General features: G+C 64.6%; 24 protein-coding genes and 1 pseudogene. 13 read left to right on the top strand and 12 right to left on the bottom strand.

Annotation, left to right across the window (positions count from 1 at the left end; genetic code table 11):
* Window positions 1–132: 132 nt before the first annotated feature.
* Window positions 133–1,458 (bottom strand): ATP-binding protein, encoded by a 1,326-nt coding sequence (locus ACQR1I_RS32785; RefSeq protein ID WP_434870561.1) that lies wholly within the window; start codon window positions 1,456–1,458, stop codon window positions 133–135.
* Entirely contained in the window at window positions 1,455–2,117 is a 663-nt protein-coding gene (locus ACQR1I_RS32780) for a response regulator (RefSeq protein WP_434870560.1), read from the bottom strand. The genes ACQR1I_RS32785 and ACQR1I_RS32780 overlap by 4 nt, the downstream gene beginning before the upstream one ends.
* A 162-nt stretch (window positions 2,118–2,279) precedes the next feature.
* Between ACQR1I_RS32780 and ACQR1I_RS32775 the strand changes: the two genes are divergently transcribed.
* The 5 genes from ACQR1I_RS32775 to ACQR1I_RS32755 all read left to right on the top strand — a co-directional run bounded on the left by ACQR1I_RS32775 (window position 2,280) and on the right by ACQR1I_RS32755 (window position 7,144).
* Complete coding sequence (locus ACQR1I_RS32775; RefSeq protein WP_434870559.1) at window positions 2,280–2,699, top strand: PepSY domain-containing protein; 420 nt, start codon at window positions 2,280–2,282, stop codon at window positions 2,697–2,699.
* Window positions 2,700–2,936: 237 nt separating this feature from the next.
* Complete coding sequence (locus ACQR1I_RS32770) at window positions 2,937–3,407, top strand: DUF2271 domain-containing protein (protein WP_434870558.1); 471 nt, start codon at window positions 2,937–2,939, stop codon at window positions 3,405–3,407.
* A 16-nt stretch (window positions 3,408–3,423) separates the two neighbouring features.
* Window positions 3,424–5,628, top strand: a complete 2,205-nt coding sequence (locus ACQR1I_RS32765; RefSeq protein WP_434870557.1) for a PepSY domain-containing protein — start codon at window positions 3,424–3,426, stop codon at window positions 5,626–5,628.
* Window positions 5,609–6,616 carry an FAD:protein FMN transferase gene (locus tag ACQR1I_RS32760; RefSeq protein WP_434870556.1) on the top strand — a complete coding sequence of 336 codons (1,008 nt, stop codon included), beginning with the start codon at window positions 5,609–5,611 and terminating at the stop codon, window positions 6,614–6,616. Before ACQR1I_RS32765 ends, ACQR1I_RS32760 begins: the two co-directional genes overlap by 20 nt.
* A 162-nt stretch (window positions 6,617–6,778) precedes the next feature.
* The gene (locus ACQR1I_RS32755) at window positions 6,779–7,144 is read left to right on the top strand and encodes a DUF7677 family protein (protein WP_434870555.1); all 366 of its coding nucleotides are present in this window, start codon (window positions 6,779–6,781) and stop codon (window positions 7,142–7,144) included.
* A gap of 138 nt (window positions 7,145–7,282) precedes the next feature.
* Here ACQR1I_RS32755 and ACQR1I_RS32750 read toward each other — a convergent pair whose 3' ends face one another.
* Together ACQR1I_RS32750 and ACQR1I_RS32745 are read right to left on the bottom strand one after the other, a co-directional pair.
* On the bottom strand, window positions 7,283–8,686 hold the full coding sequence (locus ACQR1I_RS32750; RefSeq protein WP_434870554.1) for a TAXI family TRAP transporter solute-binding subunit: 1,404 nt from the start codon (window positions 8,684–8,686) through the stop codon (window positions 7,283–7,285).
* Window positions 8,687–8,890: 204 nt separating this feature from the next.
* Window positions 8,891–9,202 (bottom strand): annotated as a pseudogene (locus ACQR1I_RS32745) (ABC transporter permease); the annotation flags it as partial.
* Here ACQR1I_RS32745 and ACQR1I_RS32740 point away from each other — a divergent pair.
* Both ACQR1I_RS32740 and ACQR1I_RS32735 read left to right on the top strand, forming a co-directional pair.
* The gene (locus ACQR1I_RS32740; RefSeq protein WP_434870553.1) at window positions 9,108–9,323 is read left to right on the top strand and encodes a hypothetical protein; all 216 of its coding nucleotides are present in this window, start codon (window positions 9,108–9,110) and stop codon (window positions 9,321–9,323) included. The pseudogene ACQR1I_RS32745 and the gene ACQR1I_RS32740 sit on opposite strands and share 95 nt — an antisense overlap.
* Before the next feature lie 17 nt (window positions 9,324–9,340).
* On the top strand, window positions 9,341–10,246 hold the full coding sequence (locus tag ACQR1I_RS32735) for a DUF1259 domain-containing protein (RefSeq protein ID WP_434870552.1): 906 nt from the start codon (window positions 9,341–9,343) through the stop codon (window positions 10,244–10,246).
* Window positions 10,247–10,348: 102 nt separating this feature from the next.
* On the opposite strand, the gene ACQR1I_RS32730 is transcribed toward ACQR1I_RS32735, so the two are convergent.
* Both ACQR1I_RS32730 and ACQR1I_RS32725 read right to left on the bottom strand, forming a co-directional pair.
* Complete coding sequence (locus ACQR1I_RS32730) at window positions 10,349–11,410, bottom strand: nickel/cobalt efflux transporter (protein WP_434870551.1); 1,062 nt, start codon at window positions 11,408–11,410, stop codon at window positions 10,349–10,351.
* A 5-nt stretch (window positions 11,411–11,415) separates the two neighbouring features.
* Window positions 11,416–11,694 (bottom strand): metal/formaldehyde-sensitive transcriptional repressor, encoded by a 279-nt coding sequence (locus tag ACQR1I_RS32725; RefSeq protein WP_434870550.1) that lies wholly within the window; start codon window positions 11,692–11,694, stop codon window positions 11,416–11,418.
* Window positions 11,695–12,000: 306 nt separating this feature from the next.
* Here ACQR1I_RS32725 and aqpZ point away from each other — a divergent pair, with 306 nt between their 5' ends.
* The gene (gene aqpZ / locus ACQR1I_RS32720; RefSeq protein ID WP_434870549.1) at window positions 12,001–12,741 is read left to right on the top strand and encodes an aquaporin Z; all 741 of its coding nucleotides are present in this window, start codon (window positions 12,001–12,003) and stop codon (window positions 12,739–12,741) included.
* 73 nt (window positions 12,742–12,814) lie between these two features.
* Here aqpZ and ACQR1I_RS32715 read toward each other — a convergent pair whose 3' ends face one another.
* The gene (locus tag ACQR1I_RS32715) at window positions 12,815–14,113 is read right to left on the bottom strand and encodes a TadE/TadG family type IV pilus assembly protein (RefSeq protein ID WP_434870548.1); all 1,299 of its coding nucleotides are present in this window, start codon (window positions 14,111–14,113) and stop codon (window positions 12,815–12,817) included.
* A gap of 498 nt (window positions 14,114–14,611) precedes the next feature.
* On the opposite strand from ACQR1I_RS32715, the gene ACQR1I_RS32710 reads away from it, so the two are divergent.
* The 4 genes from ACQR1I_RS32710 (at window position 14,612) to ACQR1I_RS32695 (ending at window position 19,632) form a co-directional block, all read left to right on the top strand.
* The gene (locus ACQR1I_RS32710) at window positions 14,612–16,936 is read left to right on the top strand and encodes an autotransporter outer membrane beta-barrel domain-containing protein (protein ID WP_434870547.1); all 2,325 of its coding nucleotides are present in this window, start codon (window positions 14,612–14,614) and stop codon (window positions 16,934–16,936) included.
* A gap of 120 nt (window positions 16,937–17,056) precedes the next feature.
* On the top strand, window positions 17,057–18,886 hold the full coding sequence (locus ACQR1I_RS32705; RefSeq protein ID WP_434870546.1) for a tetratricopeptide repeat-containing sulfotransferase family protein: 1,830 nt from the start codon (window positions 17,057–17,059) through the stop codon (window positions 18,884–18,886).
* 165 nt (window positions 18,887–19,051) lie between these two features.
* Window positions 19,052–19,306, top strand: coding sequence for a hypothetical protein (locus tag ACQR1I_RS32700; protein ID WP_434870545.1), 255 nt, complete (start codon window positions 19,052–19,054; stop codon window positions 19,304–19,306).
* A gap of 140 nt (window positions 19,307–19,446) precedes the next feature.
* On the top strand, window positions 19,447–19,632 hold the full coding sequence (locus tag ACQR1I_RS32695; RefSeq protein ID WP_434870544.1) for a hypothetical protein: 186 nt from the start codon (window positions 19,447–19,449) through the stop codon (window positions 19,630–19,632).
* Window positions 19,633–19,661: 29 nt separating this feature from the next.
* Here ACQR1I_RS32695 and ubiG read toward each other — a convergent pair whose 3' ends face one another.
* From ubiG to ACQR1I_RS32670, 5 genes are all read right to left on the bottom strand, one after another.
* Window positions 19,662–20,441, bottom strand: coding sequence for a bifunctional 2-polyprenyl-6-hydroxyphenol methylase/3-demethylubiquinol 3-O-methyltransferase UbiG (gene ubiG, locus ACQR1I_RS32690; protein WP_434870543.1), 780 nt, complete (start codon window positions 20,439–20,441; stop codon window positions 19,662–19,664).
* A 25-nt stretch (window positions 20,442–20,466) separates the two neighbouring features.
* On the bottom strand, window positions 20,467–20,862 hold the full coding sequence (locus ACQR1I_RS32685; protein ID WP_434870542.1) for a DUF4149 domain-containing protein: 396 nt from the start codon (window positions 20,860–20,862) through the stop codon (window positions 20,467–20,469).
* Entirely contained in the window at window positions 20,859–21,524 is a 666-nt protein-coding gene (locus tag ACQR1I_RS32680) for a methyltransferase family protein (protein ID WP_434870581.1), read from the bottom strand. The genes ACQR1I_RS32685 and ACQR1I_RS32680 overlap by 4 nt, the downstream gene beginning before the upstream one ends.
* Window positions 21,525–21,751: 227 nt before the next feature.
* A complete protein-coding gene (locus ACQR1I_RS32675) occupies window positions 21,752–22,162 on the bottom strand; it encodes a flagellar basal body rod protein FlgC (protein WP_434870541.1) in 411 nt (136 codons plus the stop codon).
* Window positions 22,163–22,277: 115 nt separating this feature from the next.
* On the bottom strand, window positions 22,278–22,601 hold the full coding sequence (locus ACQR1I_RS32670) for a hypothetical protein (protein WP_434870540.1): 324 nt from the start codon (window positions 22,599–22,601) through the stop codon (window positions 22,278–22,280).
* Window positions 22,602–22,854: 253 nt separating this feature from the next.
* On the opposite strand from ACQR1I_RS32670, the gene ACQR1I_RS32665 reads away from it, so the two are divergent.
* A complete protein-coding gene (locus ACQR1I_RS32665) occupies window positions 22,855–23,805 on the top strand; it encodes a sugar-binding transcriptional regulator (RefSeq protein ID WP_434870539.1) in 951 nt (316 codons plus the stop codon).
* The last annotated feature ends 155 nt before the right edge of the window (window positions 23,806–23,960 follow it).

The following is a 23,960-nucleotide window of genomic DNA, read 5'->3' as shown; positions in this document are numbered from 1 at the left end:
TGAAGCCGAGAAGCTATTGCGCGGGAGAAACATCCGCCTTCGAATGCTCTTGCTTGATCCCGGATCACCGCCGCAGGTGTGCGTCGCGCCTGCAGGCAGCCCCGGAGAAACCTTGGACTGACCGCCATGAACTCACTGCGCGGAGAACCTCGCCTGGAAGCCGCCCTGCGCTCCAGGCAAAGGGGACGTCAGGATAAGCTCGGCACCAACTCCGGAGGCGATGGCTTTTGCAATGGCGAGGCCCAACCCCGAGCCCTCAGCATCGGTGCTGCCGCGCTCGAACGGGCGAGACAAGCGTTCCAGCGACTCCGGCGGGACGGCTGTTCCCTCATTTGTGACGGTCAGCACGCCATGGTCGGAAAGAGTTACAACGACTGGCGCGTGGGACGCTCCATGCTTGAGGCCGTTCTCAATAAGATTGCGCGCTAGAATGGCAAAGGCATCGGTATCAATATCGAAAAGAACCGGTGTAGCAGGAATGTTGACAGCGAGCCGACCGGCCGCGGCCGGATCGCGCATCATCTCGCCAATGACCAGTTTCAGAACCGACGCGATGTCAGTCGTTTCCCTGCCCTGAAGCCGTCCGCCCTCTGCTTTCGCGAGCTGCATCAACTTTTCGGACAATTGCGAAAGCCGCCGCAGTGCCACCTCGATCTGCTGTGCTCGGGTTCGCGCCGCGGTATCCCCGGTCTCCGCAATGAGCCGTTGCGTCTGCGCGAGCGCGGCAGCTACCGGCGTACGTAGTTCGTGCGCGGAATTAGCCGTGAAACTCCGCTCAGCTTCCAGGGCACGCCGAAGCTTTTCCAGCAGGCCGTTCACGGCATCGGCGATCGGCCCGATCTCGGATGGCAGTCCCGCTGCTGGAACGGGAGACAGGTCGCCGGTGCCGCGCGCTTCGATGCCGCTCCGCAGGCGCCTGACCGGGGTCATCGAAACGCGGACGACGCTCCATACGGCGAGAAGACCGAGGGGAATGAGGAGTGCCAGCGGCCAAGCAAGCCCGAGGAGCGCCTGGTTCGCGACCTCGCGGCGATGTGCCAGCGGCTCCGCCACCGCGATCGTCACTGTGTTTTGCAGTGCAGCGTCGAAATAGATCCTGTGGGTAGGGGTGTCGGCAAACCCCGTTCCGGAGAAAGGAGGAAAGATCGCATCGCTGGCGCGGTGCGAGCGCAACAGCACGGATCCGCGCTCGTCGCGGACCACATAGGTGAAGTATTCGTCGTGCTGCCTCAGCGTGGCAATACGTTGAGACATGTCGCCTGCCTCACGGCCGAGGATGTCGAGCACCGCAAGCGGAAGAATCCGCTGAGCCGTCTCCTCGAGCGCGCTATCGAATACCTCGTTCATTTCGTGACGCAGTCTTTGGCCTGTCACAACGGCCGCGACGAGCCAAAGGAGCGCGATGCCGAGCCCGAGCCATAATGAGATCTGCCACTGCAGGCTGCGCGGCATTCTCACGAGGCGATTCCCAGGCGATAGCCGAGACCTCGCACGGTCTCAATGACGGCGTGTCCTAGCTTCTTGCGAAGCCGGCTAACATGCACTTCGATCGTGTTGCTCTCGATCTCCTCGCCGAAGGAATAGAGCCGTTCCTCAAGCAGTGACTTGGATAAAACCTGCCGCGGACGCTGCAAAAAAGTTTCGAGCAGCACCCATTCGCGCGCAGTCAGGGCGACGTTCTTCCCAGCACGCGTCATCGATCGAGCGGCCAGATCGATCTGAAGATCGCCAATTCGGATGAGCGGATTTGGATTGCCGGCATAGCGGCGAGCGACGGCATTCAGCCGGGCCGTAAGCTCCGAAAGATCGAAAGGCTTGATCATGTAATCGTCCGCGCCAGCGTTGAGCCCGTCTATTCGATCGGACAACTGATCAAGTGCCGTTAGGATAATGACCGGCGTCACGTCGCCCTTGGCGCGTCGTTCGCGCAGCAGTCCGATACCGCGGCCGTCCGGAAGCATCAGATCCAGGAGCAACAGGTCATAGACCGCGCTGCGCAGATATTCCCTTGCCGCGTCTAGGCGAGTGACCCAGTCCACGGAATGTCCATCCGACACAATTTGGTCGCGCACGGCCGCTCCCAGGATCGTGTCGTCTTCGATCAGCAATATCCGCATCGGGTCATTTCCGACGGTCCCGTCAACCTGTAAGGCTACAGATAATGATAGGGGAAATTCTGACGTTGACCTGAAGCAAAAGTCGCGGCGTCTTCAGGTTGACGTCAGGAAAACGGCTCACGAAGAAGGCAGATAGAGGCCTTGAACCGGGAGCAAGGTAACGTGAACAGGACAGTCTTGATTGCCGCCATTCTGCTGGGCGGGCTAACCTCGGGCATAGCGCTGGCAGATGATGAAGATTGCAAGGTGCCCATGGCGCAATGGCAGCCGCGCGAGGCGGTCGAGCAGATGGCGAAAGCGCGTGGTTGGACCGTGCGCAGAATCAAGATCGACGATGGATGCTATGAGATCAAGGGGCAGGACGAAGGCGGTCGCGCCATCGAGGCAAAAGTCGATCCTGCATCTTTGGCTGTGATCCGCGTGAAGCAAAGACGCGGAGAGCACGACAAGGATCACGATGACGGTGACCGAGATCGGCGCGGCGATCAGTCGGAACCGGGACGAGCGCTCCCGTCGACGGTGGCCCCTGCCCCCAATGGACTTTTTCAGGGCGGCGGCGCCCCCAAGGCGCAAATTCAGTAGCGGCCTGGAAGTCGCGAGCATCATGAGATGCAAGGGGCTGGCCTGACCGACCGCCGTCGCCTGAACCGAGCGAGCGCGATATCGCGTTCAGCGCGCCCCGCGTCGTGCGGGGCGTTTGCTTTTGCAGAGAGCGCCAACCTGACGTCGACCTGAAGCAGAATCGTATCGGCCTTCAGGAGCACGTCAGCCGCACCATTCAGTCGTAGCGCGATAGAAGCGCCACTGTTGGAGACGAAAATGAAATCGATGATTGCCGCCCTTGCCGTAACCACCGCGCTGACCGCCCCCGGAATGGCCATGGCGCGACCTGTCACCTTGACCACGACGCTCAACAATTACGGCGGGAACGGCGCGTATTTGGCGCTTTACGTGACCGACGCGACTGGAGCCTACAAGGGCACCCTGTGGATGGCGGGCTCCAAGTCCAAATATTACAGCCACCTCAGCGGCTGGGAGCGCAGTTCTCGTGGAAACCTTGCAGATATCAACGGCATCACCGGCGCAAGCGTCGGTGCCGGCCGCACGCTGAAAATCACGCTCGATCTTGCGGATGCGCTCTTCGATGCGGGCTACAAGCTGCAGATCGACGCCGCCGCCGAGGACATGCGCGACAGCCCGTCGGAAGTGGTCGTTCCGCTGACGGCCGCTGGTGCGGGAAAGCCGGTGACGGGCCGCAGCTACATCCGCTCGTTCACTTACGGCATGTAGTCGCGGGATGAATGTGATGCTGCGCTGGATTCACAAAGTCCTGGCTCTTGCCGTCCTCCTGCCGGTGATTGTGCTTGTTCTCAGCGGATCAGTGCTGTCGGTGATCCCGGCCTCGGAACGAGCTGGAGCGATTTCGCCAGGCAGGACGAGCGTCGCCGATTTGGCCGGGCGCGTTGCCAACAGCTCGCCCGGTGTCGAACAGATCAAACGGCTGCCATCCGGCAAGGTCATTGCCTTCTACGCCGGTGCTGACGGCCCGGCCGCGAGCGTGGTGGACCCTTCCAGCGGCAAGCCGGCTTCCGACTATGTGAGGTCGCCTTTCGAGCGCTGGATGACCAACCTGCACCGCTCGTTCTTTCTCGACGATGGCGGGCGCGTGGCCGCAGGCGCGAGCGCGCTCGCGATGCTTGTTCTGACGGTGTCTGGCCTGCAGATGACCGCCCGCCGCATGGGAGGATGGCGGCATGTCCTCGGTTACTCTCGTGGCGGCGGCGTGTCGCGCCTGCATGCCGATCTCGGTCGGCTGGCTGCCTTCGGGCTCGTGCTGTCGACGGTGACGGCGCTCTATCTGTCGCTTGCGACCTTCGGACTGATTCCGGACGGCACGCCGCAGGCGCCTGCGTTTCCGAACGTGACAAGCGGCGGCCCACATATTCCGATCGAGCAAATGACCGCTTTGCGCGCGATTGATCTCGCCGAGTTGCGCGAGTTGACTTTTCCCAATCGAGCGAATCCGGATGATCTCTTCCATCTGACCACCGCCGTCGGCGAGGGCTACGTCGACCCGGCGAGTGGAGAGATGCTGGCTTGGCAGGCGCATACGGCCGCCCAGCGGATCTACGAATTCATCTACATGTTGCACACCGGCCAGGGGCTCTGGTGGCTTGGCCTGCTACTCGGCATCAGCGCCCTCAGCGTGCCGGTGCTTAGTGCGAGTGGGGCCGTCATGTGGTGGAGCCGGCGGCGTACTCACGCTCGGATCGCAGACGACGTGCTCGCCAAGAACGCCGACACGGTGATCCTGGTCGGCAGCGAGGGCGGCAGCACATGGGGCTTTGCACGCACGCTGCATGCGGCGCTGACGGCCAACGGGCACAGGGTTCATGCTGCTCCGATGAACAGCCTTTTGCCGTCGTATCCCTCGGCGCGACGCATGTTCCTGCTTACGGCGACCTATGGCGATGGCTCAGCTCCGGCTACGGCCAGCGTGTTCCTCAAACGCCTTGATGCGATCTCCGAGCTGCCGTCCTTTCCAGTCGCTGTTCTCGGCTTTGGAGATCGACAATTTCCGCAATACTGCCAGTTCGCCAGCGATGTCGAAGGGGCCTTGGCGCGCAAAGGTTGGACGTCGTTGATGCCGCTGGAGACGATCGACCGCCAGTCCGGGCAGGAGTTCGCGCGGTGGGGTGAGGCGCTGTCGGGTGTCATGGGCGAAAAGCTGGTGCTGGCCCATGTACCGGAACGCTCGCACACTCATACGCTGACGCTTATCGACCGCGTCGATTACGGCGCGGAGGTGCAGGCGCCAACTTGCGTGCTGCGCTTTGCGCTGCCGAAAAGCGGCATGTTCGCGCGCCTCGCAGGGAAGGGCTGGCCGCGTTTCGCCGCAGGCGACCTGATCGCAATTCTGCCGCCGGACGGCACGTTGCCGCGTTACTACTCGTTGGCCAGTTCGGCTCGTGACGGCTTCGTCGAAATCTGCGTCCGTAAGCATCCAGGCGGGCTCTGCTCTGGTCTGCTCCACGGCCTTCAGCCGGGCGACAAGGTCGAGGCCTTCGTGAAGGCAAATCCCGCTTTCCATCCGGCGCATGGACGAAAGCCGGTGATCCTGATCGGCGCCGGCACCGGCATAGGTCCGCTGGCAGGATTTGTTCGTGCCAACGACGCGCGCCGGCCGATGCATCTCTATTTCGGTGGGCGCGATCCGGCCTCGGATTTTCTTTATCAGGACGAGATCGATGGCTGGCTGGGTGAGGAGCGGTTGACGAGCCTCACCACCACCTTCTCGCGCGTGAAGGGCGGCGGGTATGTGCAGGATCGCCTGCGCGATGACGCCGATCGCCTGCGCACTCTCATTGCAGGCGGGGCACAGGTCATGGTCTGCGGTGGGCGCGGCATGGCAGCGGGCGTTATGCAGGCGATGGCCGACGTATTGGCGCCGATCGGCCTGGCTCCCGTCGCGCTCAAAGCCCAAGGGAGATATGTCGAAGATGTCTACTGACTTGCTCCATCATGCATTGAGCGGTGCCACCATGGGAACGCGCTGGTCGGCGCTGCTCTATGCGCCGCGGTCCACCAATGTTGCCGCACTGGAAGCCGCATTGGTCCGCGCCGTCAATTGCGTCGACGATCAGATGTCCACATGGAAGTCGGACAGCGACCTGATGCGCCTCAATGCAGCGCCGCTGGGCATCTGGGAACCCTTGCCGATTGAACTCATGCGGGTTCTGGAGCGGGGAGCCGCAATCGGGCGCGCGTCGGGTGGAGCCTTTGATATCGGGCTGGGACGTCTCGTCAATGCCTGGGGTTTCGGACCTCGCTGTTCAGCGCTCGACGCGCAGGCGCCTCGCGTGGCTCTTCGCGAGCGACTGCCACCAACCCACACTGTTCTCGAACTGGATGTGCCTGGACGAAGGGCGCGCAAACACAGCCACTTCGCCCTCGATCTTTCGGGCATCGCCAAGGGTTTTGCCGTGGACGAGATGATGCGCGTGGTCGAGACCTTCGGCGTCTGCAATGCGCTGGTCGGTCTTGATGGAGAGTTGAAAGCGCGAGGCGCCAAGGCAGACGGAACCTCGTGGCGTGTAGCGGTTGAGGCGCCTGATTACGAACTGCGCCGTCCGCTCGGCGTGATCGAATTGCGTGATGCGGCGGTTGCGACCTCGGGCGACTATCGGCACTGGGTCAGCATCGGGCGAAAGCGCCTCTCTCACGTGATGGACCGATCGCGCGGCGGTCCGGTAGATAATGGAATTGCGTCAGTTTCAGTCGTTGCCGCCAGCTGCATGGATGCCGATGCTTGGGCCACTGCGCTCATGGTTCTCGGTCCAGAGCAAGGCAAGGCCCTGGCGCAGAAGCAAGGCCTGGATGCGCTGCTTATCCAGCGGCAAGGCGAGACGTTCTCCGAAATTCCTGTCGGTCCCCTGTTCCATGAGCCCCGGGGCGCGCCGCAGGAATTGAGCCGACGCGAACGAGTGCCGGCGTTCTGAAACGGCGAGATAGTGACGCCGGCTTCCCGCCACGAGTGCGCATGGCGGCAACTGCGAGCGAGAGCTCAGGCAGTATTACGGTCACTGTACGCTCTATATTTAGTTGCACCGTCGCGGTACACCATCACGCAGGGTCACGGGCCGCATGCCATGGGGGCGGACATGAATCATCCCACAAGACTGAGCGCTGCCTTCTCGGGCGCGTTGCGGACCTTCAGCTACTGGATCGCGGGCGGCTCCGTCGGGCTTCCGCTGCTCGACGGGATCGAATATCGCGAGACCATGTTGGCGGAGCCGAGCCTGATGGAGCAGGCGTTTGCGATCTTTGCAAATGTTATCGAGTTCGATCCGGAGGGGACGCCCGTCAACGCGAAATATGCGGAGCATCGCGCCGCCCAATACATCCGGGCCTATTGTGATCGCGGATTCCAGGTGGTGCCGCCATTCGAGCCCTGGGAGGTCGCACTCCATCGCCCGCCGCCGAGGGAGGATCCGAAGCCGTGGCCCGTGGCGAACCAGCGGGAGTGAGCCGATCGAATTTTGTGCAGAGATGGGGTATGCGGGGCTCGAGATGCTGCGAGCAGAAACGTGCACCGTAATTTCAACGAGCGGCTTACGCCTGGAGCCTGCTCCAGGCGGAGTCCGGGATCCGGCCACGAACGCGCCCTATCGTAGCGAAGCGAGGGTTGGACTCGTCGTCCGTGGTTGATCGATGGGACCGCTTTGCAGCGTCGTTCGCCGTTCGGCAACGGCATGATTGAACAGTTCAGCGACGAGACCGAAGGCGGCCAAGTCCTCTGGCTCGACGACTCCATCGTCATAGCCCTTGAGGGCTTCGCCTATGATCGCGTCGACTTCCCGTTGCCATTTCAAGAGATCCTGTTCGGACTCAGCATTGCGAACTTCCGACATCGCCGCAAGAACGCGGCTGCGGCAGCTGTCGCCGTCGTTGAGTTCGTCCCGGTTCAGATAGCGGCGCAGCCAGGCGGCGGCCGAACCGATTCCGGATAGCGCAAGCAAGGCAAACCAGAAGTAGTCGCTGTACTTGTCCAGAAAGGTTCGCTCCGTGCCGTTGATCACCGCCGCGGCGCCCCGATGCACGGAAGGATCCGTCTCCTTCTCTGTATCCGGTTTCGTGACGTGCGAAGCGCCGGCGATGCCTTGCGTGATCGTGTCGCGGACCGCAAAGAGCTGCCGGTAGAAGGCGGCGGCCTTGGCCTCGGAGAGTTCCTTTCTTGCCAGGATCAGATGGTTGACGCTGATCGTGTCGATCTTGTCCTCCGGCCAGGCCGGTCTCGCATTGAAGACGCTCGCCGGAATCTCCTCGGCCTCGTAGCGGGGATGTTTCAGAGCGATAGCCTCGGATGCCTCGATCGGGAGAAACGTGGGAGCTCCGCGCTCTCGGGAGGTCTCATTGATCGCATCCGCGGTGATTTTGCTGTCGAGCGGACCGACCGCGAGATACGCATCGAGGGTGGGGTCTCGCGCAAGCTTTTCGATCTCATCGGTCCCGAATTGGGCCGTGGCCACCTTGTCAGGCTGCACGCCAGAGCCCTCCAGAATGGTCTGGAGGACTGCGAGGTTTGCTCCGGTTTTTCCGATAATGCCGACCTTGTGACCCGCTAGCTGGGCGATCTCCTTGATATTGCCATTGGCCCTCCGCTTTGGATCGCTGCGGCCTCGACCCGACGTAGACCACAGGACGACGTAGTTCTTCCGTAAGACGGCCAACGTCTGGGCATCAGGCGGCATGTTGAGGTCACCGCGGCCGACTGCCAGGTCGGTCTTTTCGGTCGCCAGCAGGGCGAGAGATTCAGCAGCTCCCCCGGTCGTGATCGGGGAGAGCCTCACCGTCCTGCTTTCCTCGCCGAAAGCGTCGGCCATGGCTTGGACCACCCGATGGTCGTCGCTTCCGGCCGGTCCAACGGCGATCCGCAGGGTCTCGGGCTGCAAGATGTAGTAGAGGGCAGCCGCTGCGGCGCCAAAGGCAATAAATCCCAAAGCCAGCACGATCAGCAACCGTCGCTGGCGGCCGTCATGAGCACTTTTGACGGGATCGAGCGATGACATCAGCGGACCTCTGGAGCAAGCGCCTTGAAGGTTAAGAGCAGCATGGGAACTTGAGCGAACCGGTCTCAGTGCGGAATGTTCCGCCAACCTGCGGGTTCACGAAAGGCGAATAGCTGTGCCTAAAGCAATCTATAAGCGACGATCACGACAATCTTACGTGATCTCCGTCGATCGGCGCGCCCGTGTACCCCGGGCCTGGGTCCCCTACATTCCGGTCGAAAGGCGATCGAGGCGCAGCCGGTGTCGATGATCGGTCAGCAAATGAGCGCCGCCTAATACCGCCGCCAGCGTTCCCAACCCGGTCCCGCCAGCGATCAGGAACATGATCAGCAGTTGGTATTTGACCGCGTCGGCCGGCTCGACGCCTGCGAGGATCTGGCCGGTCATCATTCCCGGGAGGGAGACAACGCCGATCGCCGCCATGCTGTTCATGATCGGCATGAAGCCGCTTCTCAGGGCGTCCCGTATGATCGGCAACAGCGCCTGGTGCCGCGTGCCGCCGAGCGCAAGACAAGCTTACTCGCAGGTGAAAGACGTCACGTCGACGGCCGAAGGCATCGTCGCCAAAGCCATGAAGGACGGCAAGCCGGTGACGCTCGTCCTCGACAGCAACGGCCAGATCAAAGAGCGCGATTGAGCGTGAGGAGTAGCACCATGAAGAAGACTATCTTGTTCCTGATTGGCCTCGGCATCCTGCTGTCGTTCCGATTTGCGCCATTGCCGCCGGCCTACGCTCAGGATGCCGAATGGCAGAAGGTGGACGAGACACTGGGCCGCAAGCCCGCTGTCTCGGATGACGTCCGGCGTTACGGCTTTCCCCGCAGCGATCTCTCGGTGACGTTGGACGGCGTCGCGATCAAGCCGGCGCTGGCATTGGGAGGCTGGGTCGCATTCAAGCCCGCCCATGGCGCAACAATGGTGATGGGCGACCTCGTGCTGCTGGAATCCGAGATCAATCCCGTGATGGCGAAGATGATTGCGAGCGGATTGGAGATCACGGCGGTACGCAACCATCTGCTGCGCGCGAGCCCGGCGACGTTCTACATGCACGTGGCCGGCCATGGCGATCCCGTCAAGCTCGCTTCGGCCATCCACGACGCGTTGGCTGAGAGCAAGACGCCGCTGACTGCTGCCGCGCCGGCGGGCCCACCCGCCGCGATCGATCTCGATACCGCGAAGCTCGACCAGATCATCGGCGTGAAGGGCCACGCCAACGGTGGTGTCTATCAGTTCAACGTCAAGCGGCGCGACCCGATCACGGAGGAGGGCATGCCGTTGACACCCGCCGGGCCGATGGGTGTCGCCATCGGCATCAACTTTCAGCCGACCGGAGACGGCAAGGCTGCGATCACCGGCGATTTCGTCCTGACCGCGGATGAGGTCAACCCGGTCATCATGGCGCTGCGGACGCACGGCATCGAGTTGACCGCGCTGCACAGCCACATGCTCGACGAGCAGCCGGGACTGTTCTTCATGCATTTCTGGGCGAACAACGACGCGGTGAATCTCGCTGAAGGGCTACGTGCTGCGCTCGACAAGACCGCCAGCACGAAGAGCTGAGCCAGAGCGCGCAAAACCGAAGCTGACGAAAGCGAATGGGAGGCAGCGGAATGGTCTACCAAGTCAACCCGCTGCCGCCCGACTGACAGGTGCGCGCGCTGGTCAGATCATCAATTCGTGCCACCCTGACCAACCGGTGTAGAGGCCAACGAGGACGATCAGGGCCGCGGACACGTAAGGAGCACGGTGCGCCAATCGGCTGAAGCCGCCCCAATTGCGCTCGATGTGGCGGAGACTAAGGGCCGCGGCGACGCCGGCGGAGACCATCGTGATCGCGAGACCGATGCCGAAGCACAGCACGAGCACAAAGCCGAGGCTGATTTGCTTCAATTGAATGCAAAGCAGCAGCACGGTGATGGCTGCCGGACAGGGTATCAGACCTCCGGTCAATCCAAACAGGATGATCTGAGGCGTGGTCACGGTGCGTCCCGCGAAGCGTTTGCGGATGTCGGCCGCATGGGCCCGCGCATGCGCGTCGTCTTCGTCGCCGAGATCGAGGTGATGGTGATCGTGCTCCTCGAACAACACTTCGGCCGTATCGCCAGCCAGCTCCACGCGTGCCTTGAAGGCGTGCGGCTCCGGAATGTCTTCGATGCTCTCGAGGTATTCGCCATGGTCAGCGAACGCAAAGGTCTGCTCAGAGCCGTCCGGGCGAATGGTCGTGATCACGACATCGCGGGCATCAAGCCGGCTTGCGTCTTCGCAGCGAAGTCGCCAGCGTGGCGGAACCCCGTCCTCGAAGACCTCTAGAATGAGCGTGCGGCCTGCGAGCGTAACGGTCTGCGGCCCGTCGTGATGATGTTGCTCGTGCTCCGTGGTCGGATCGCGCCACGTGCGCCACACCATCCAGGCGGCCACGCCGAGAATGATCACCGCGGACACCAATTGCAGGTAAGCCTCGCTGCGTTGGCCGGAAAGGTCGTGACCGAAATAGAGGCCGAGTAGCGCTACGGCCCAGACCACGGCGGTGTGCGAGATCGTGGCAGACAGACCAAGCAGCACGGCCTGGACGACCGTCCCTCGGATCGCCACGATGAAAGCAGCCATCATCGTCTTGGAGTGACCGGGCTCGAGCCCATGAAGCGCGCCGAGCAGGATCGCGCTCGGGATGAAGAGCCACGCGTGTGAACTGCTCTGTTGGAGCAGCGAAGCCAGGTCGGTCATGTCGTTCACTTCAAGTAAGTGCGGACGATATCGATCAGATCCGCAGCGCCCCTCGCCTTGTCCGGATCCTTTTCGGAAGCGGGATCGACGACGTGGTGCCGGATGTGATCTTCGAGCAATTCCGTGGTCAGGCCGGTGACGGCACCGCGGACGGAGGCGACGAGCATCAGCACGTCGGTGCAGCCAAGCTCCGCTTCCAGCGCGCGCTCGACAGCTTCCAACTGGCCCTTGATCCGCCTGACACGGCCCAGGAGCTTCGACTTGTTCTTGATCGTGTGCGCCATCGATATAAGATAGGGGGGTACCCTATATGAGTCAATGGATGGGCCTCCTAGTCTGCCGTGCCGGATCCGGCGGCAGGGGCCTCCTTCTGATCCGGATGATGGGCCTGGTGGTCGGCGGCGGGTTGCGGGATGGGAGGCTGGACGAGCGCAGTTAGCAACGCGGCTGAAGCCAGGGTCATCTTCCACATCGGCAACCCACGCTCGACCCCGAATCCGGCTTTGACTCCAGGTTGCCGAAGTGATCATCTTCTCCGTTGACGGGAGACGCAGGGCTCCGGCCAATCACACGCACCCAGGGAGGCGATGATGAACGGCAACAACAACAAGCTCGTGGCGGAGGCGATCGGCACCTTCTGGCTCACCTTTGGCGGTTGCGGCAGTGCGGTGATCGCGGCCGGGGTGCCTGATGTCGGGATCGGTCTGCTCGGCGTGGCGCTGGCGTTCGGGCTCAGCGTGGTGACCATGGCCTACGCAATCGGACACATCTCGGGCTGTCATCTCAATCCGGCTGTCACCGTGGGACTGGCATGCGGCGGCCGGTTTCCGACCAGCTTGATCGTGCCCTACATCATTGCGCAGGTGATTGGCGCCATCGTTGGTGCGGCCGTGTTGTATGCGATCGCGAGCGGGGCGCCGGACTTCAGCTTGGCCGGTGGCTTTGCCGCCAATGGCTATGCGGAGCATTCGCCCGGCAAGTATGGGCTCGGGGCGTGCCTGCTCAGCGAATTCGTGCTGACGATGATGTTCCTGTTCGTCATCATGGGCGCGACGCATGGCAAGGCGCCGGTGGGTTTTGCGCCGCTGGCGATCGGGCTTGCGCTGACGCTGATTCATCTCATCAGCATTCCCGTCACCAACACTTCCGTGAACCCGGCGCGCAGCACTGGACCGGCGCTGTTCGCCGGCGGCTGGGCGCTGGCGCAGCTCTGGCTGTTCTGGGTGGCGCCGCTGCTCGGCGGCGCGGCCGGCGGATTCATCTATCGCTGGCTGACCCCGGAGCCAGCGGGCGAGGTGACCGGGCAGACCGCGATCCCGAAACGCGTCTAGGGGAATCTCCTCTCGCGATCCGATGAGGCCATGATTCCGTCGTGCCAGGATGCGGATGATGGGGGGCGGCTCGCTACTTCGTCAGATGGGCCGAGGCGATCGCCTGCTGGAACAGGGCGGTCAGCGCGGCGCTGATGCTGCCGCTGGAATCGACCTCGTAGTAGTAGCCGGAACTGGCGCAGGACTTCATGACGGTGCCGATGTCGTCGCGCCACGGCGCGATGTAAGTCGTGTACCAGGCGTTGTTGGTGATCGCCAGGTAGGTGGTATAGAGCACCGCAATCTTGATGCCGCGCGCCTTCAGCGTCGTGCAGGTCTCGGTGTTCAGCGGCTCCTGGCAGCGACCGCCGGAGACCGTCGTCTTGCTGCAGGTGCTCGGATAGTAATAGTCGGCGACGCCGTCGGAGATGAAGAACAGCCATTTTTGCGGGTTGGTCGAGGTGCCGTCGCCCTGCGTCGGGATCACTCCGTTCATGGAGGACAGGGCGCCGTCGAAATCACTGCACATGTCGTTGTTGTACCCGCTATAGGGGATGGTCATCAGATCGAGCGTGCCGACCGACGACTTCACCGAGGACAGGCTCGAGGACAGGCTTGCGATGGTCGTGAGGCCCAGCGCGCCGCAGTCGCTGCCCAGGCTGTAGACCGCCATGCGGTACTGGCTGCTGACGACCTGGCTCGAGGTCGCCGTGTCCGTGAGCGACTGCGTCGCGCTGCGCACCACGTCGATACGCATCGTGACGCCCGCATTCTTGGCGATCGTATAATAGCTGTTCGTCTGCAGCTTCTTCTTCGAGCTCGACGTGTAGGTGTCGTGGCAGGCGAAGGCGCATGTGTCCGATGTCAGGCCCTGCAGCGTCGTCATGTCGGCGGTGGTTGCGCCTAGGCCCTGCGACGGTGAATTGTCGAGCAGCACGTAGAAGTCCATATAGGTCGGGAACGAGGCGGACGCCGACGACGAGGCCGAGACCGTCATGGTCGGAAACCCGAACATGGACATGAAGGTCGTTTTCACCGCGACGCTTGCGGTGCCGGTCACGGTTCGGGCGTTGACGCCGTCGGTCACGGTGACACTGAACGAACTTGCACTGAGGTTGTGCGCCGCCATCTGACCATTGAACATGCTGGTCGCCGATGTCTTGGCAGCCGACGCGGTGTCGCGCATGGCGGCATAGCTGGTCGCCGCGAGCATCGCGGCGTCGATCGAGGCCGACAGTTGCGCCCTGGCGCGCACGGCCAACGAATAGTCGGTGGCCGCGCCGACGAAGGCGACGATCGGCAGCAGCGCCAGTGCGAAGATGATCGCGATGTTGCCGTTCCGGTCACGGCCGAAACGTGACAGGAGTCCGAGGTAGGGGTATCCGGCCAGCACGCCACGCTCCAACGGGTGAGGGATGTTGGCGCGATATTGCGGATCAACGATTGCTCCGAAATTGATTGAATTGCCGAGATACCGTTACGCTGCATTTCTGATTGTCATCGGCGCATCGATAGACATGCTTTGAAATGAACGAGCCGGGGCGCGACGGCAGGCACCCGCCTCCGGCGCGCCGGCCGCCCAATGCCGGCTGAGCTTGATGCTTCGTCTGTCGTGGAGGGCTCGGACAAGGTTGACGGCGAAGTGCCGGGCGACTGCCAAGCAGGCGGCTCCAGTTCAAGTGCGGTCTGCAGGACTCCACGTGGCGGTTGCGAGATCTAGTTTTGCGCGCGATTGAATAGGGCGACCGATTCCCGCTCGCCCGGAAGTGGCAGCCGCGCCACAGGCGGCCCGTGAAATTGCGGGCGATTGTCAACTCGGTATGGGAAGTTATCGCTGAATGAACTACGCACGATCGATGTTCCCGCGCGAGGAACCGGTCCGAGGCGTGTGATGCAGCGAGTTCCGCTTCTAGCTTTGCCGCTTTTCCCGCTGGTCCTTTCGCCGTTCGATGCGGCCTGGGCCGCCTGCAGCCCTGCGGCCGGCAACGGCGTTATCGCGACCTGCACGGGCTCCACGACCAATCAGGACGGCACCAACGGGTTCGGGACCGGCACCGAGACCGGCGCCAGCGTGCTGGTGCTGTCGGGCGCGTCGGTCACTGGCAGCGCGGGAGTCAACAGCTTCGGTGTGGCGCTGGGCAATGGCTCCGTCGTGACCAACGCCGGCAGCGTGGGCGGCTACGGATCGCAGGTCAGCGTCGGGACGTTTATCACCGGTGACGGCAGTGTGACCAACTCCGGCACCATCACCGGCCAGGGCCGCGCGGTCTATGGCGTCTTCATCCTTGGCAACGGGACAGTCACCAACACCGGCAGCATCGCCGCACTTGGCGGGTTTGCGTCCAATACGCGCGGCGTGGGCGTCCAGATCGGCGGCACCGGTGCCGTCACGAATTCCAATACGATCCGGGCCACGGGCTATTACGCCTACGGCGTCCGGGGCGGCAGCGGCGTGACCAATGCGGGAACGATCGAGGCGAGCGGCATCTACCGCGCGGCCGGCATTCTTCTCCCCGGCAACGGCACCGTGACGAACACCGGCCAGATCGTCGGTACAAGCCTCTACAATGCTGCCGGAGTCCTTCTCGGCTCTGGTGCGGTGACGAATACAGGCAGCATCGTCGCCAATGGCGCAGGGACGGCCTACGGAATTCAGATCGCAGGCGACGGTCGTGTCACCAACACCGGCACGATTTCCGCGATGAGCTCCGGCGTCGGCTACGGCGTCAGCATCGCCGGCAACGGCACGGTCATCAATTCCGGCCGCATCGAAGCCACTGCCGGTTGTGGCTGCGGCGCTCACGGCATCTTTGTCGGCGGCGACGGCAATGTGATCAATAGCGGCAGCATCATCGCGAACGGACCGACCGGCGTCGGCATTCGGATCCTCGGCACCGGCACGATCAGCAACTCAGGCCTCATCGCCGGTCCCACGACGGCCATCGCATTCAACGGCGTCGACAACACGCTCAACCTGCTGCCGGGCTCGACTATCATCGGCGCGATTGATCTCAACGGTGCCGGTGACACCGTGAACGTCCGCACCGGCAACCAGAACCTGACCTTCAACACGCTGGCGGGCGTCACGGTGACCTCCAACGTGCCCTATGTGGTCAGCGGCAATCGCGTCGTCACCATCGATCCGACCCCGTTTGCGCTTGGCTGGCGCACGCTCGGCGATGTCACCGGCGCGGTGTCGGGCGCGCTGCCGCAGGTCGGTGGTAGCCCTGGTGGCAGCAGCACGCCGCTCGGCTTCGCAGCTCCGGACGCGCCATCGCGGATCGAGCAGGCGTTCGCGGCATTGCCGGGGCTGTCCGCCTATGCCGGCGACGGCATCGCCTTCAAGGCGCCGACCGTCGCCTATGCCGACGGCTGGACGGTGTGGTCGCGCGGCTTTGCCGGCGTACGCAGCCAGCCCGGCGACGGCGCGCTGGTGTCGGCCCGCAACGAGTTCTATGGCGGCATGGTCGGCTTCGACCGGCAGGTCAGGCCCGACCTGCGGCTCGGTGCCTTCGCCGGCGCGGGCCATACCACGACCGGCATCGCCAATGGCGCGTCGGGCGCCAGCGATCTTGGCTTTGCCGGTCTCGCCGCGCGCTTTGCGATGGGCTCCGCCTTCCTCAATGCCACGCTGCAGGGCGGCGCCATGCAGGCCAGCACCAGCCGCATCGTCAACAACAATCTGGTCGCGAACGGGCTGGAGCGCGCGGCCGCCAACTACAATGGCTGGTATGTCAGCCCCGAGGCGCAGATCGGCACTCATATCGGGCTCGGCCGGATGGCGGATGCCGTGTACATGCTGACGCCGAGCCTGAAGCTGCGCTATCTCTACGGCGCGTTCGGCGGCTACACCGAAACCGGAACCACCGCGCCGCTGACGGTCGGCGCGCGCAGCGTCAACGTGCTCGACGAGCGTGGCGAACTGAAGCTGACGCGGACCGTGAGCTTCTCCGCGCAGACGGCGCTGGCGCTGTCGGCCTTCGCCGGCCTGCAGGGCAGCCAACTGATGGGCGGCGGCACGGTGCCGGCCACGTTGCTCGGCCAGGCGATCCCGTTCGCCACCCCCGGCAAGACCAATCTGTGGGGCGGCTATGGTGGCAGCGGCCTGGAATGGCGCATCGGTACTGTCGGCGTCTATGCCGCCGGCGAATATCTGGCGCTGTCCGACGGCAGCCACGTCGTCTCCGGCCGCGGCGGATTGCGGGTCGCGTTCTAGAGTTCTGCTTCGGAAGGGCTGGCGCGATCGCTGCCGCCGCGCGCAGCCGCGCTGACGTCGCTGCGGCCGCGTGCGATTGACAATGCCGCCCGGCCGACCGAGACAGCAGGGATGAACGGGATGTCCGACACCTCGGGCGCGGCGCAACTGGCCGCATCTGCTTGCGCCTGTGGCAGCGGCCTGCCGGACGACCGCTGCTGCGCGCTGGACTGGAGCGCCGCACCGGCGGTCCCGCAGCCGGTGCCGGAATTCGATGCGGCGCAACTGGCGGCGAGGGCCGGCGACATCGCGGTCGCCGAGCGCATCGCGCTCTCGGTTTTGATGCGGCTGCCGCGCCATCTCGGTGCGCTTGATCTGCTCTATCAGATCCGCTTCGCTCAGCAAAAGCTGCCCGCCGCCGAAGCGCTGCTCGCCCGCATCGTGCGGCTCGATCCCAACAATCTGCTCGCCACTCAGGCGCTGGCGCAGCTCATGTTCGAGCGGGGCGCGCTGGCCGAAGCCGAGCATCATGCCCGCAACGCGGTGCGGCTGGCGCCGACCGATCCGCGCTCGCACAATCTGATGGGCATGATCATGACCGAGGCCAACCGGCCGCAGATCGGCGAGTATCATTACCGCCGCGTGCTGGAACTATCAGGCCGCCGCGATGCGATCGTGCTCGCCAACCTCGCCTGGAACCTGAAGAACCAGGGCCGCATCGAGGAGGCGCGCCGGCTCTACGAGGAGTCGGTGATGCTCGCGCCCGACATCTACCAGACGCTGTATGGCTGGGCGCGGATGGAGGAGACCGACCGCAATTTCGCGCGCGCCGGCGAACTGCTCGATGCTGCCGAACGCGTCGCGCCAGATAATTCCAACACGCGCCTCGCGCGCGCCATCCTGCATGGCCGCACCAGGGACTACGACAAGGCGATCGCGATCCTCGACGACATCGAGCAGCGCCGCGACGGCGGCGGGCTGGGTCCGGCCGAATGGACCGAGAAGGGCCTGCTGCTCGACAAGATGGGGCGTTTCGACGACGCCTTTGCGGCCTTCCGCGAGGGCAAGCGCACGCTGCGCGAGCTGACCGGCCTGTCCTATCTCGCCGACGAGGCGGGCTCGCTCGCCGCTCGGCTGCGTGGCTTCTTCATTGGAGGACGGCTGCAGATCCTGCCGCGTGCGGCGACGCGAACCGACGTGGCGCAGCCGATCTTCATCGTCGGCTTTCCGCGCTCCGGCACCACCATGGTCGAGCAGACCCTGAGCGCGCATCCCAAGATCACCGCCGGCGACGAGTTGCCGATCATCAACGAAATCACCGCGCTGATGCCGCGCATGCTCGGCAGCCCGCTCGCTTATCCCGAGGCGCTCGCCGATCTCTGGCTCGGCGACCAGGTCGAAGGGCTCGACAATCTGCGCGACTACTACCTGCAGCGCGCGCGCCAGCTTGGCGTGATCCGCAAGGGCGCGCAATGGTTCACCGACAAGATGCCGCTGAACGAGACCCATCTCGGCCTGATCGGGCTGATCTTCCCGAAGGCGCCGATCATCCATCTGCAGCGCCATCCGCTCGACGTCGTGCTCTCGGTCTATTCCAACCACCTCACCCACGGCTACTACTGCGCCTATGACCTCGAGAGCATCGCCCGGCACTACCTGCTGATCACGGATCTCGTGCAGCATTATCTGTCACAGATGCAGCTGCGCTATCACGCGGTGCGCTACGAGGACATCATCGCCGATCAGGAGACCGAGGTGAGGCGGATGTTTGCCTTCATCGGCCTGCCGTTCGACCGCCGCTGCCTGTCGTTCCACGAGAACCGCCGCTATGCCCGCACCGCCAGCTACGCGCAGGTGACCGAGCGCCTCTACGACCGCTCGCGTTTCCGCTATCGTCCGTATCTGAAGCACCTCGCGCCGGTGATCCCGATCCTGGAGCCCGCGATTCTGCGGCTCGGATACGACATCTAGCGAGGACAGGCGGCCGTGCAGGAGCGCTGCATCCTCAGCAAGGCCTCTCGCGCCGGCATTGCGAGCCGGTTGATGTCGCTGTGACCTCTCTCACAGCCCGCCGCGCGGCTGCGCGGCAAGATGCTCCCATATGTTCCTGGCGCGCCGAACAAGGGATGGACTGACATGCGCGGAAGTGACTCAGCCAAGGGATTTGCGGTCGTCCTGGCGGTGACCGTCGCCGGATATCTGTCCACGACCTATGTCGACCACCGCTTTGCCGCGCGCGATGCCGCCGCGCTCGAGACGACGAGCCCGTCGCCAAAATCGTCCGCTTGCGTCGACAAGGATGGCCGATGGCACAATTGGCCATGGGCGAATGTTCCGGCGCTCTCGCCAAAGTGTCGCGGCGACCGACAGACCGGAACTGACGGCCGGTGAGCAATCGATTATTTCGGTTCAGGGAAGCCCTGCTGCAAATCGCGGAACCATGATCTGTCCCGGGTCCGATGGCGTTGCCGCAGGAGCTTGCGCGCCGTGGTATAGATGATCGCGCACCCGCCGCGCCTTGGAGCGTCGCCATGTTCGTCGATCACCCCGCCTATTGGCCCGATGATCCCAAGCCCGAGCCGCCGAAGCGGCGGCTGTCGCCGCGGGGCGAGCGGGTGCTGCTCGCGCTGCTCGGCTTCAACATGGTGCTGCTGCTGATCGCGCCGATCGGCGGGGCCACGCTGATCGACTGGCTTGTCGCCGTGCTGGCGCGCTGATCGCAGCGCCAGCCGTCTTGCAGCCAAGCTCAGGGCATTCGGCGATAGATCTGCAGATAGTTGGTCGAAGGGCGGCCGCCAATGCGCCAGCGCATCGTCAGCGGGTTGAGCTCGACGGCGACCGTCTCGACCGGCGTGAAGCGCGACGCCAGCAAGGTCTCCAGCTCGGCGGGCTTCACGAAGCGGCGCCAGTCATGGGTGCCGCGCGGCAGCCAGCCGAGGATGTATTCGGCGCCGATGATCGCCTTCACGAACGAGATCGGCGTGCGGTTCAAGGTGCCGACCACAAGGATGCCGCCGGGGCGCACGAGCGCGGCGACATGGCCTATGAAGCGGCCGAGATCGGCGACGTGCTCGACCACTTCCAGTGTCAGCACGATGTCGGCCTGCTCGCCTTCCGCGGCGAGGTCTTCCGGCAGCGCGTGGCGATAGGCGACGAGCGCGCCCTGCTTGCGCGCATGATCGGCAGCGACGAGCACATTGCGTTCGGCAGCATCGATGCCGAGCGTTTCGGCGCCGAGCCGCGACAACGGCTCGGTGACGATGCCGGCGCCGCAGCCGACGTCAATAATGTCGAGGCCCGCCAGCGGCAGGTTCGCTCCGGCGTCGCGGCCGACCAGCGCGGGCAGGCGGTCGCAGAGATAGGTCACGCGCGCAGCGTTGAAGGCGTGCACCAGCTTGAAGGCGCCGTCCGGCTTCCACCATTCCTCGGCGAGCCGCGAGAATCGCGCGATCTCGGCGGGGTCGACGGTCGAGGGTCCCTCGGCGGTCGCGGCGAAGGCTGGCTTCACGGCATCCTTGTAGAGCATCGCTGTCCTTTCTCCGCGGGCGTCCTCACTGCGCGAGACGCAGCAGCACGCCGCCACTCAGCACGATATGGATCAAGGTGAGCATGACCGAGGCACCATGAAGGCGGGCGAAGTGGCGCTTCTCGCCGGCATCGGTGGCGCGGTTGATCGCGGGCATCAGCACCTGCCGTGCCAGCACCGCGGTCAGTGCGATCGCGACCAGCGCTCCGCCTGAGAGCTCATCTCCGGATAGCGCCAGCAGGCCGGCGGCGGCCGCGGTCGCGATGACGAACAGATAAAAGTGCGGGAAGGCGCGACGGATCAGCGTTCGCGTGGTGTCGCTGGGCAGCGCGCTGAACAGGAACGGCGCGAAGCCGAACGAGAACAGCGTCATGCCGCCGAACAGCAGCGCGGTGATGAGGAGGGCGGCAGCGTTGATCATGGCGTGGGGCCTCCGCGCGCGGGCCAGCGCGGCAGGATGTAAGGCACGCGGGCGCGATAGGTTGCAAAACGGGCGCCGTAGATCTGCGCGAAGCGGCGTTCCTTCAAGTGCGGTGCGAGCAGGCAATAGGCCGTCAGCACCAGCGCGACCGCGAGCTGGTCGGGCGTCCACACCGGCACCGTCCACAGCGACAACGCAAACGACAGATAGATCGGCTGGCGGATCAGCGCGAACAGGCCCGTGACGGGCATGCCGGGAAAGCGCGGCGGCTGGTCGGCCGCCAGCGACAGCCAGCCGAGCGCGCCGGACTGCACCTCGACGCCGGCATCCCAGCTCGCCTTGATCAGCAGCAGAAAGCTCGCGGCATAGGCGAGGCAGAGCACGACGAAGGCTTCGCCTTCTGCCCGCCACCAGATGATGCCGCTCGGCGTCCACAGCGCGAACAGGCACAGCAGCTGTGTTGCGGCGATGATGGCGTAATGCGTGGTGGCGAGTGTCGAACCATGCCGTCCCATGCGCGCCAGCCAGCGGCGGCCGGGTCCGAGCAACAGCGAATGAACCAGCGGAAACTGCAGCAGCAGCGCGGCGTTGGCGGCGAGGGACCACGGCCAGGGCACGCGGCCAAAGCTCTCGCTCATGCCGAAGAACATCGCACCGATCATCGCCAGCACGGCCGCGGCAAACAGCGTGTGGCAGACGAGGCCGGTAACGACAGCGGTCGCAATCCGGCCCGCGCCCGCGGGCGCGGCGAGGGCCGCGCGCAGCAGCGCCGAAAGGCGGGAGAGATGTCGGGCGAGCGGGTCACATTGCGGCTACGCCGCTCGCAGTGACGCGGATTTCAACCCGAATTCACGGATGCGTGAAGCGGCGAGCGAGCGTGCGACGCCGGTCACACCTTCATGTCGATGACGATCCGGCTCATCTCGTCACTCGCCTTCAGCACCTTGGCGTTGGCGGCGAAGCTGTATTTGGCGACGAGCTGGCTGATCATCTCCTCGGCGAGGTCGACATTGGGCGCAGCCACGAGTCCGTCCTTGTTGGCGAACGGCGCTGACGGCTGGTAGCTCGCCGACGTCCCCTGGCTCGCCTTGGTGATCGTCGCCTGCGTGCCGCCGCCGGCGACGTCGCTCTGCACCAGCGTCAGCGGATCATAGGCCTTGGGCGCGCCGGCCGGCAGCGTGCCGTCGGCATTCGGCAATGCGCCGGTGCTCATCGCATTGGCGACGTTAGAGGCGGACACCTCAAGCCGCTGCGAGGCCGCCTTCATGCCGGAAACTGCGATGGTGGCGATGGGGCTCATGATGCCTGCCGACAAGGTTGACGCGTCAGCTAAGCCCGGCTTGTGCCAAGCAAGCGTCAAGATCCGCGGCGAGAATTGACCGTTCGAAGCAAGGTTTCATTAACATCTACGCCGCTCAGGAGGATGGCTCCTGAGCGTCGGTCAATAATTGCAATGCGCCTGCCACGTCCGCCGGCGAGGACAGCAGCACATACTCGCCCCGCGCCGCGCGGTCGCGGCCGGTGATGACGACCGCCCGCTTCGGGCAAAGGCCGAAGCAGCTCGTCATGACCACGCGCGCGGGCTTGTCGGCCGTCCCGGTGCCGTGTTCACCCTCCGATTTCAGCGTGCGCTTGATGGCCTTCTTGATGGCTTTGGCGTCATCGCTGCGCTTGAGGCATTTGCGGCAGATCAGCACGGGGGCGGCGCGGCGGGATTGAGCAATGCGGGGCAGGGGCATCGCCGTGAGCTAAGACGCCGCCCGATGCGGCGCATCCCCCTTGAGAAGATAGCCGACGTGCGGCAGGCGAGGTTCCGGCCCCTCGTTGCGATGCACCTAATGACTCGAGCTATTGCCCATGATTGGAGCATATGATCTGCTTCCGGAGGCTTGCCCGGTTTCCCTTGGGGACGGGGGCGAGGTCCGGTTCCCGATGCTGTGACGGTCATGGCATAGTGCGGCCGGAAGTCTGGAAGGAGATCGATCCGGCGTCATGGCGGCCAGCGACAGCGACAAATCACGGCTCGACGACGCCGCCCGCGCCGGCTGGCTGTATTTCATCGCCGGTCACACCCAGGACGAGATCGCCCGGATGCTGCAGGTGTCGCGGGCCTCGGCGCAGCGGCTGGTGTCGCTGTGTCTCGCCGAGCGACTGATCACCTTCCGGCTCGAGCACCCGATCGCCTCCTGCATGGCGCTCGCCGCCCAGCTCAAGGAGCGCTTCGCGCTGGTGCATTGCGAGGTGGTGCCGACCGATCCGGCTGCGCCGGCCGGCGCGGCAGGGATCGCCGAGCGCTGCGCCAACCTGCTCGAGACCACGCTGCGGACCGAGACACCGGTCATCATCGCGCTAGGTACCGGGCGCGCGGTGCGTGCCGCGGTCGAGCGCGTTACGCCGGTCGACCGGCCCGAGCACCAGATCGTCTCGCTGGTCGGAAACATCCTTGCCGACGGCTCCGCGAGCTTCTTCGACACGGTCGGCCGGCTCGCCGACCGCACCGGCGCGCGGCACTATCCGATGCCGCTGCCGTTCCTGATGGGCAGCGAGGACGAGCGCGACCGCATGGTGACGCTCGATGCCATCGCCAAGGTCAAGGCGGTCGCCGACAAGGCCGATCTCAAGCTGGTCGGCATCGGCCAGATGGACCAGAAGGCGCAGATGCATGTCGACGGTTTCGTCACCCGCGACGAACTGACCGAGATGATGCGGTTGGGCGCCATCGGCGAGATCACCGGCTGGGCGTATGACGCGAAGGGGCGGCTGATCGACGGCGGCACCAACCGCCGGCTGACCAGCATTCCGCCGGATGTGCCGGCCCGCGCCATGACCATCGCCGCGGCGCTCGGGCCGGCGAAGATCGCGGCGATCCGTGCGGCGCTGGCCGGCCGGCTGATCAACGGCCTGATCACCGACGAGGCCACGGCTCGCGCCATCCTGGCGTGAAGGTCGCGCACCTTTCTCCTCTCGTCATTCCGGGGCATTCGCGTCAGCGAATGAGCCCGGAATCCATAACCCCAGGCTGAGGTTGGGAGGCGAGATACCCACGACAAGGGTGCCTAGCACTCCTCCCTGTGGGTATGGGTTCCGGGCTCGCGCTT

It is taken from the genome of Bradyrhizobium sp. HKCCYLS2038 (assembly GCF_051167655.1).
Lineage (GTDB): Bacteria > Pseudomonadota > Alphaproteobacteria > Rhizobiales > Xanthobacteraceae > Bradyrhizobium.
Note: the sequence above shows the minus strand (reverse complement) of the source record. Positions and strands in the feature narration are given on the sequence as shown.

What these genes read in the sequence shown, in the direction of transcription:
- ACQR1I_RS32700 (WP_434870545.1), top strand. Translation starts at nt 19,052, where the DNA reads ATGCGCGGAAGTGACTCAGCCAAGGGATTTGCGGTCGTCCTGGCGGTG.
- ACQR1I_RS32770 (WP_434870558.1), top strand. Translation starts at nt 2,937, where the DNA reads ATGAAATCGATGATTGCCGCCCTTGCCGTAACCACCGCGCTGACCGCC.
- ACQR1I_RS32665 (WP_434870539.1), top strand. Translation starts at nt 22,855, where the DNA reads ATGGCGGCCAGCGACAGCGACAAATCACGGCTCGACGACGCCGCCCGC.
- ACQR1I_RS32675 (WP_434870541.1), bottom strand. Translation starts at nt 22,162, where the DNA reads ATGAGCCCCATCGCCACCATCGCAGTTTCCGGCATGAAGGCGGCCTCG.
- ACQR1I_RS32765 (WP_434870557.1), top strand. Translation starts at nt 3,424, where the DNA reads ATGCTGCGCTGGATTCACAAAGTCCTGGCTCTTGCCGTCCTCCTGCCG.
- ACQR1I_RS32670 (WP_434870540.1), bottom strand. Translation starts at nt 22,601, where the DNA reads ATGCCCCTGCCCCGCATTGCTCAATCCCGCCGCGCCGCCCCCGTGCTG.
- ACQR1I_RS32755 (WP_434870555.1), top strand. Translation starts at nt 6,779, where the DNA reads ATGAATCATCCCACAAGACTGAGCGCTGCCTTCTCGGGCGCGTTGCGG.
- ACQR1I_RS32725 (WP_434870550.1), bottom strand. Translation starts at nt 11,694, where the DNA reads ATGGCGCACACGATCAAGAACAAGTCGAAGCTCCTGGGCCGTGTCAGG.
- ACQR1I_RS32710 (WP_434870547.1), top strand. Translation starts at nt 14,612, where the DNA reads ATGCAGCGAGTTCCGCTTCTAGCTTTGCCGCTTTTCCCGCTGGTCCTT.
- ACQR1I_RS32750 (WP_434870554.1), bottom strand. Translation starts at nt 8,686, where the DNA reads ATGTCATCGCTCGATCCCGTCAAAAGTGCTCATGACGGCCGCCAGCGA.
- ACQR1I_RS32780 (WP_434870560.1), bottom strand. Translation starts at nt 2,117, where the DNA reads ATGCGGATATTGCTGATCGAAGACGACACGATCCTGGGAGCGGCCGTG.
- aqpZ (WP_434870549.1), top strand. Translation starts at nt 12,001, where the DNA reads ATGAACGGCAACAACAACAAGCTCGTGGCGGAGGCGATCGGCACCTTC.
- ACQR1I_RS32740 (WP_434870553.1), top strand. Translation starts at nt 9,108, where the DNA reads ATGCTGTTCATGATCGGCATGAAGCCGCTTCTCAGGGCGTCCCGTATG.
- ACQR1I_RS32760 (WP_434870556.1), top strand. Translation starts at nt 5,609, where the DNA reads ATGTCGAAGATGTCTACTGACTTGCTCCATCATGCATTGAGCGGTGCC.
- ACQR1I_RS32685 (WP_434870542.1), bottom strand. Translation starts at nt 20,862, where the DNA reads ATGATCAACGCTGCCGCCCTCCTCATCACCGCGCTGCTGTTCGGCGGC.
- ACQR1I_RS32730 (WP_434870551.1), bottom strand. Translation starts at nt 11,410, where the DNA reads ATGACCGACCTGGCTTCGCTGCTCCAACAGAGCAGTTCACACGCGTGG.
- ACQR1I_RS32705 (WP_434870546.1), top strand. Translation starts at nt 17,057, where the DNA reads ATGTCCGACACCTCGGGCGCGGCGCAACTGGCCGCATCTGCTTGCGCC.
- ACQR1I_RS32735 (WP_434870552.1), top strand. Translation starts at nt 9,341, where the DNA reads ATGAAGAAGACTATCTTGTTCCTGATTGGCCTCGGCATCCTGCTGTCG.
- ACQR1I_RS32680 (WP_434870581.1), bottom strand. Translation starts at nt 21,524, where the DNA reads ATGATCGGTGCGATGTTCTTCGGCATGAGCGAGAGCTTTGGCCGCGTG.
- ubiG (WP_434870543.1), bottom strand. Translation starts at nt 20,441, where the DNA reads ATGCTCTACAAGGATGCCGTGAAGCCAGCCTTCGCCGCGACCGCCGAG.
- ACQR1I_RS32695 (WP_434870544.1), top strand. Translation starts at nt 19,447, where the DNA reads ATGTTCGTCGATCACCCCGCCTATTGGCCCGATGATCCCAAGCCCGAG.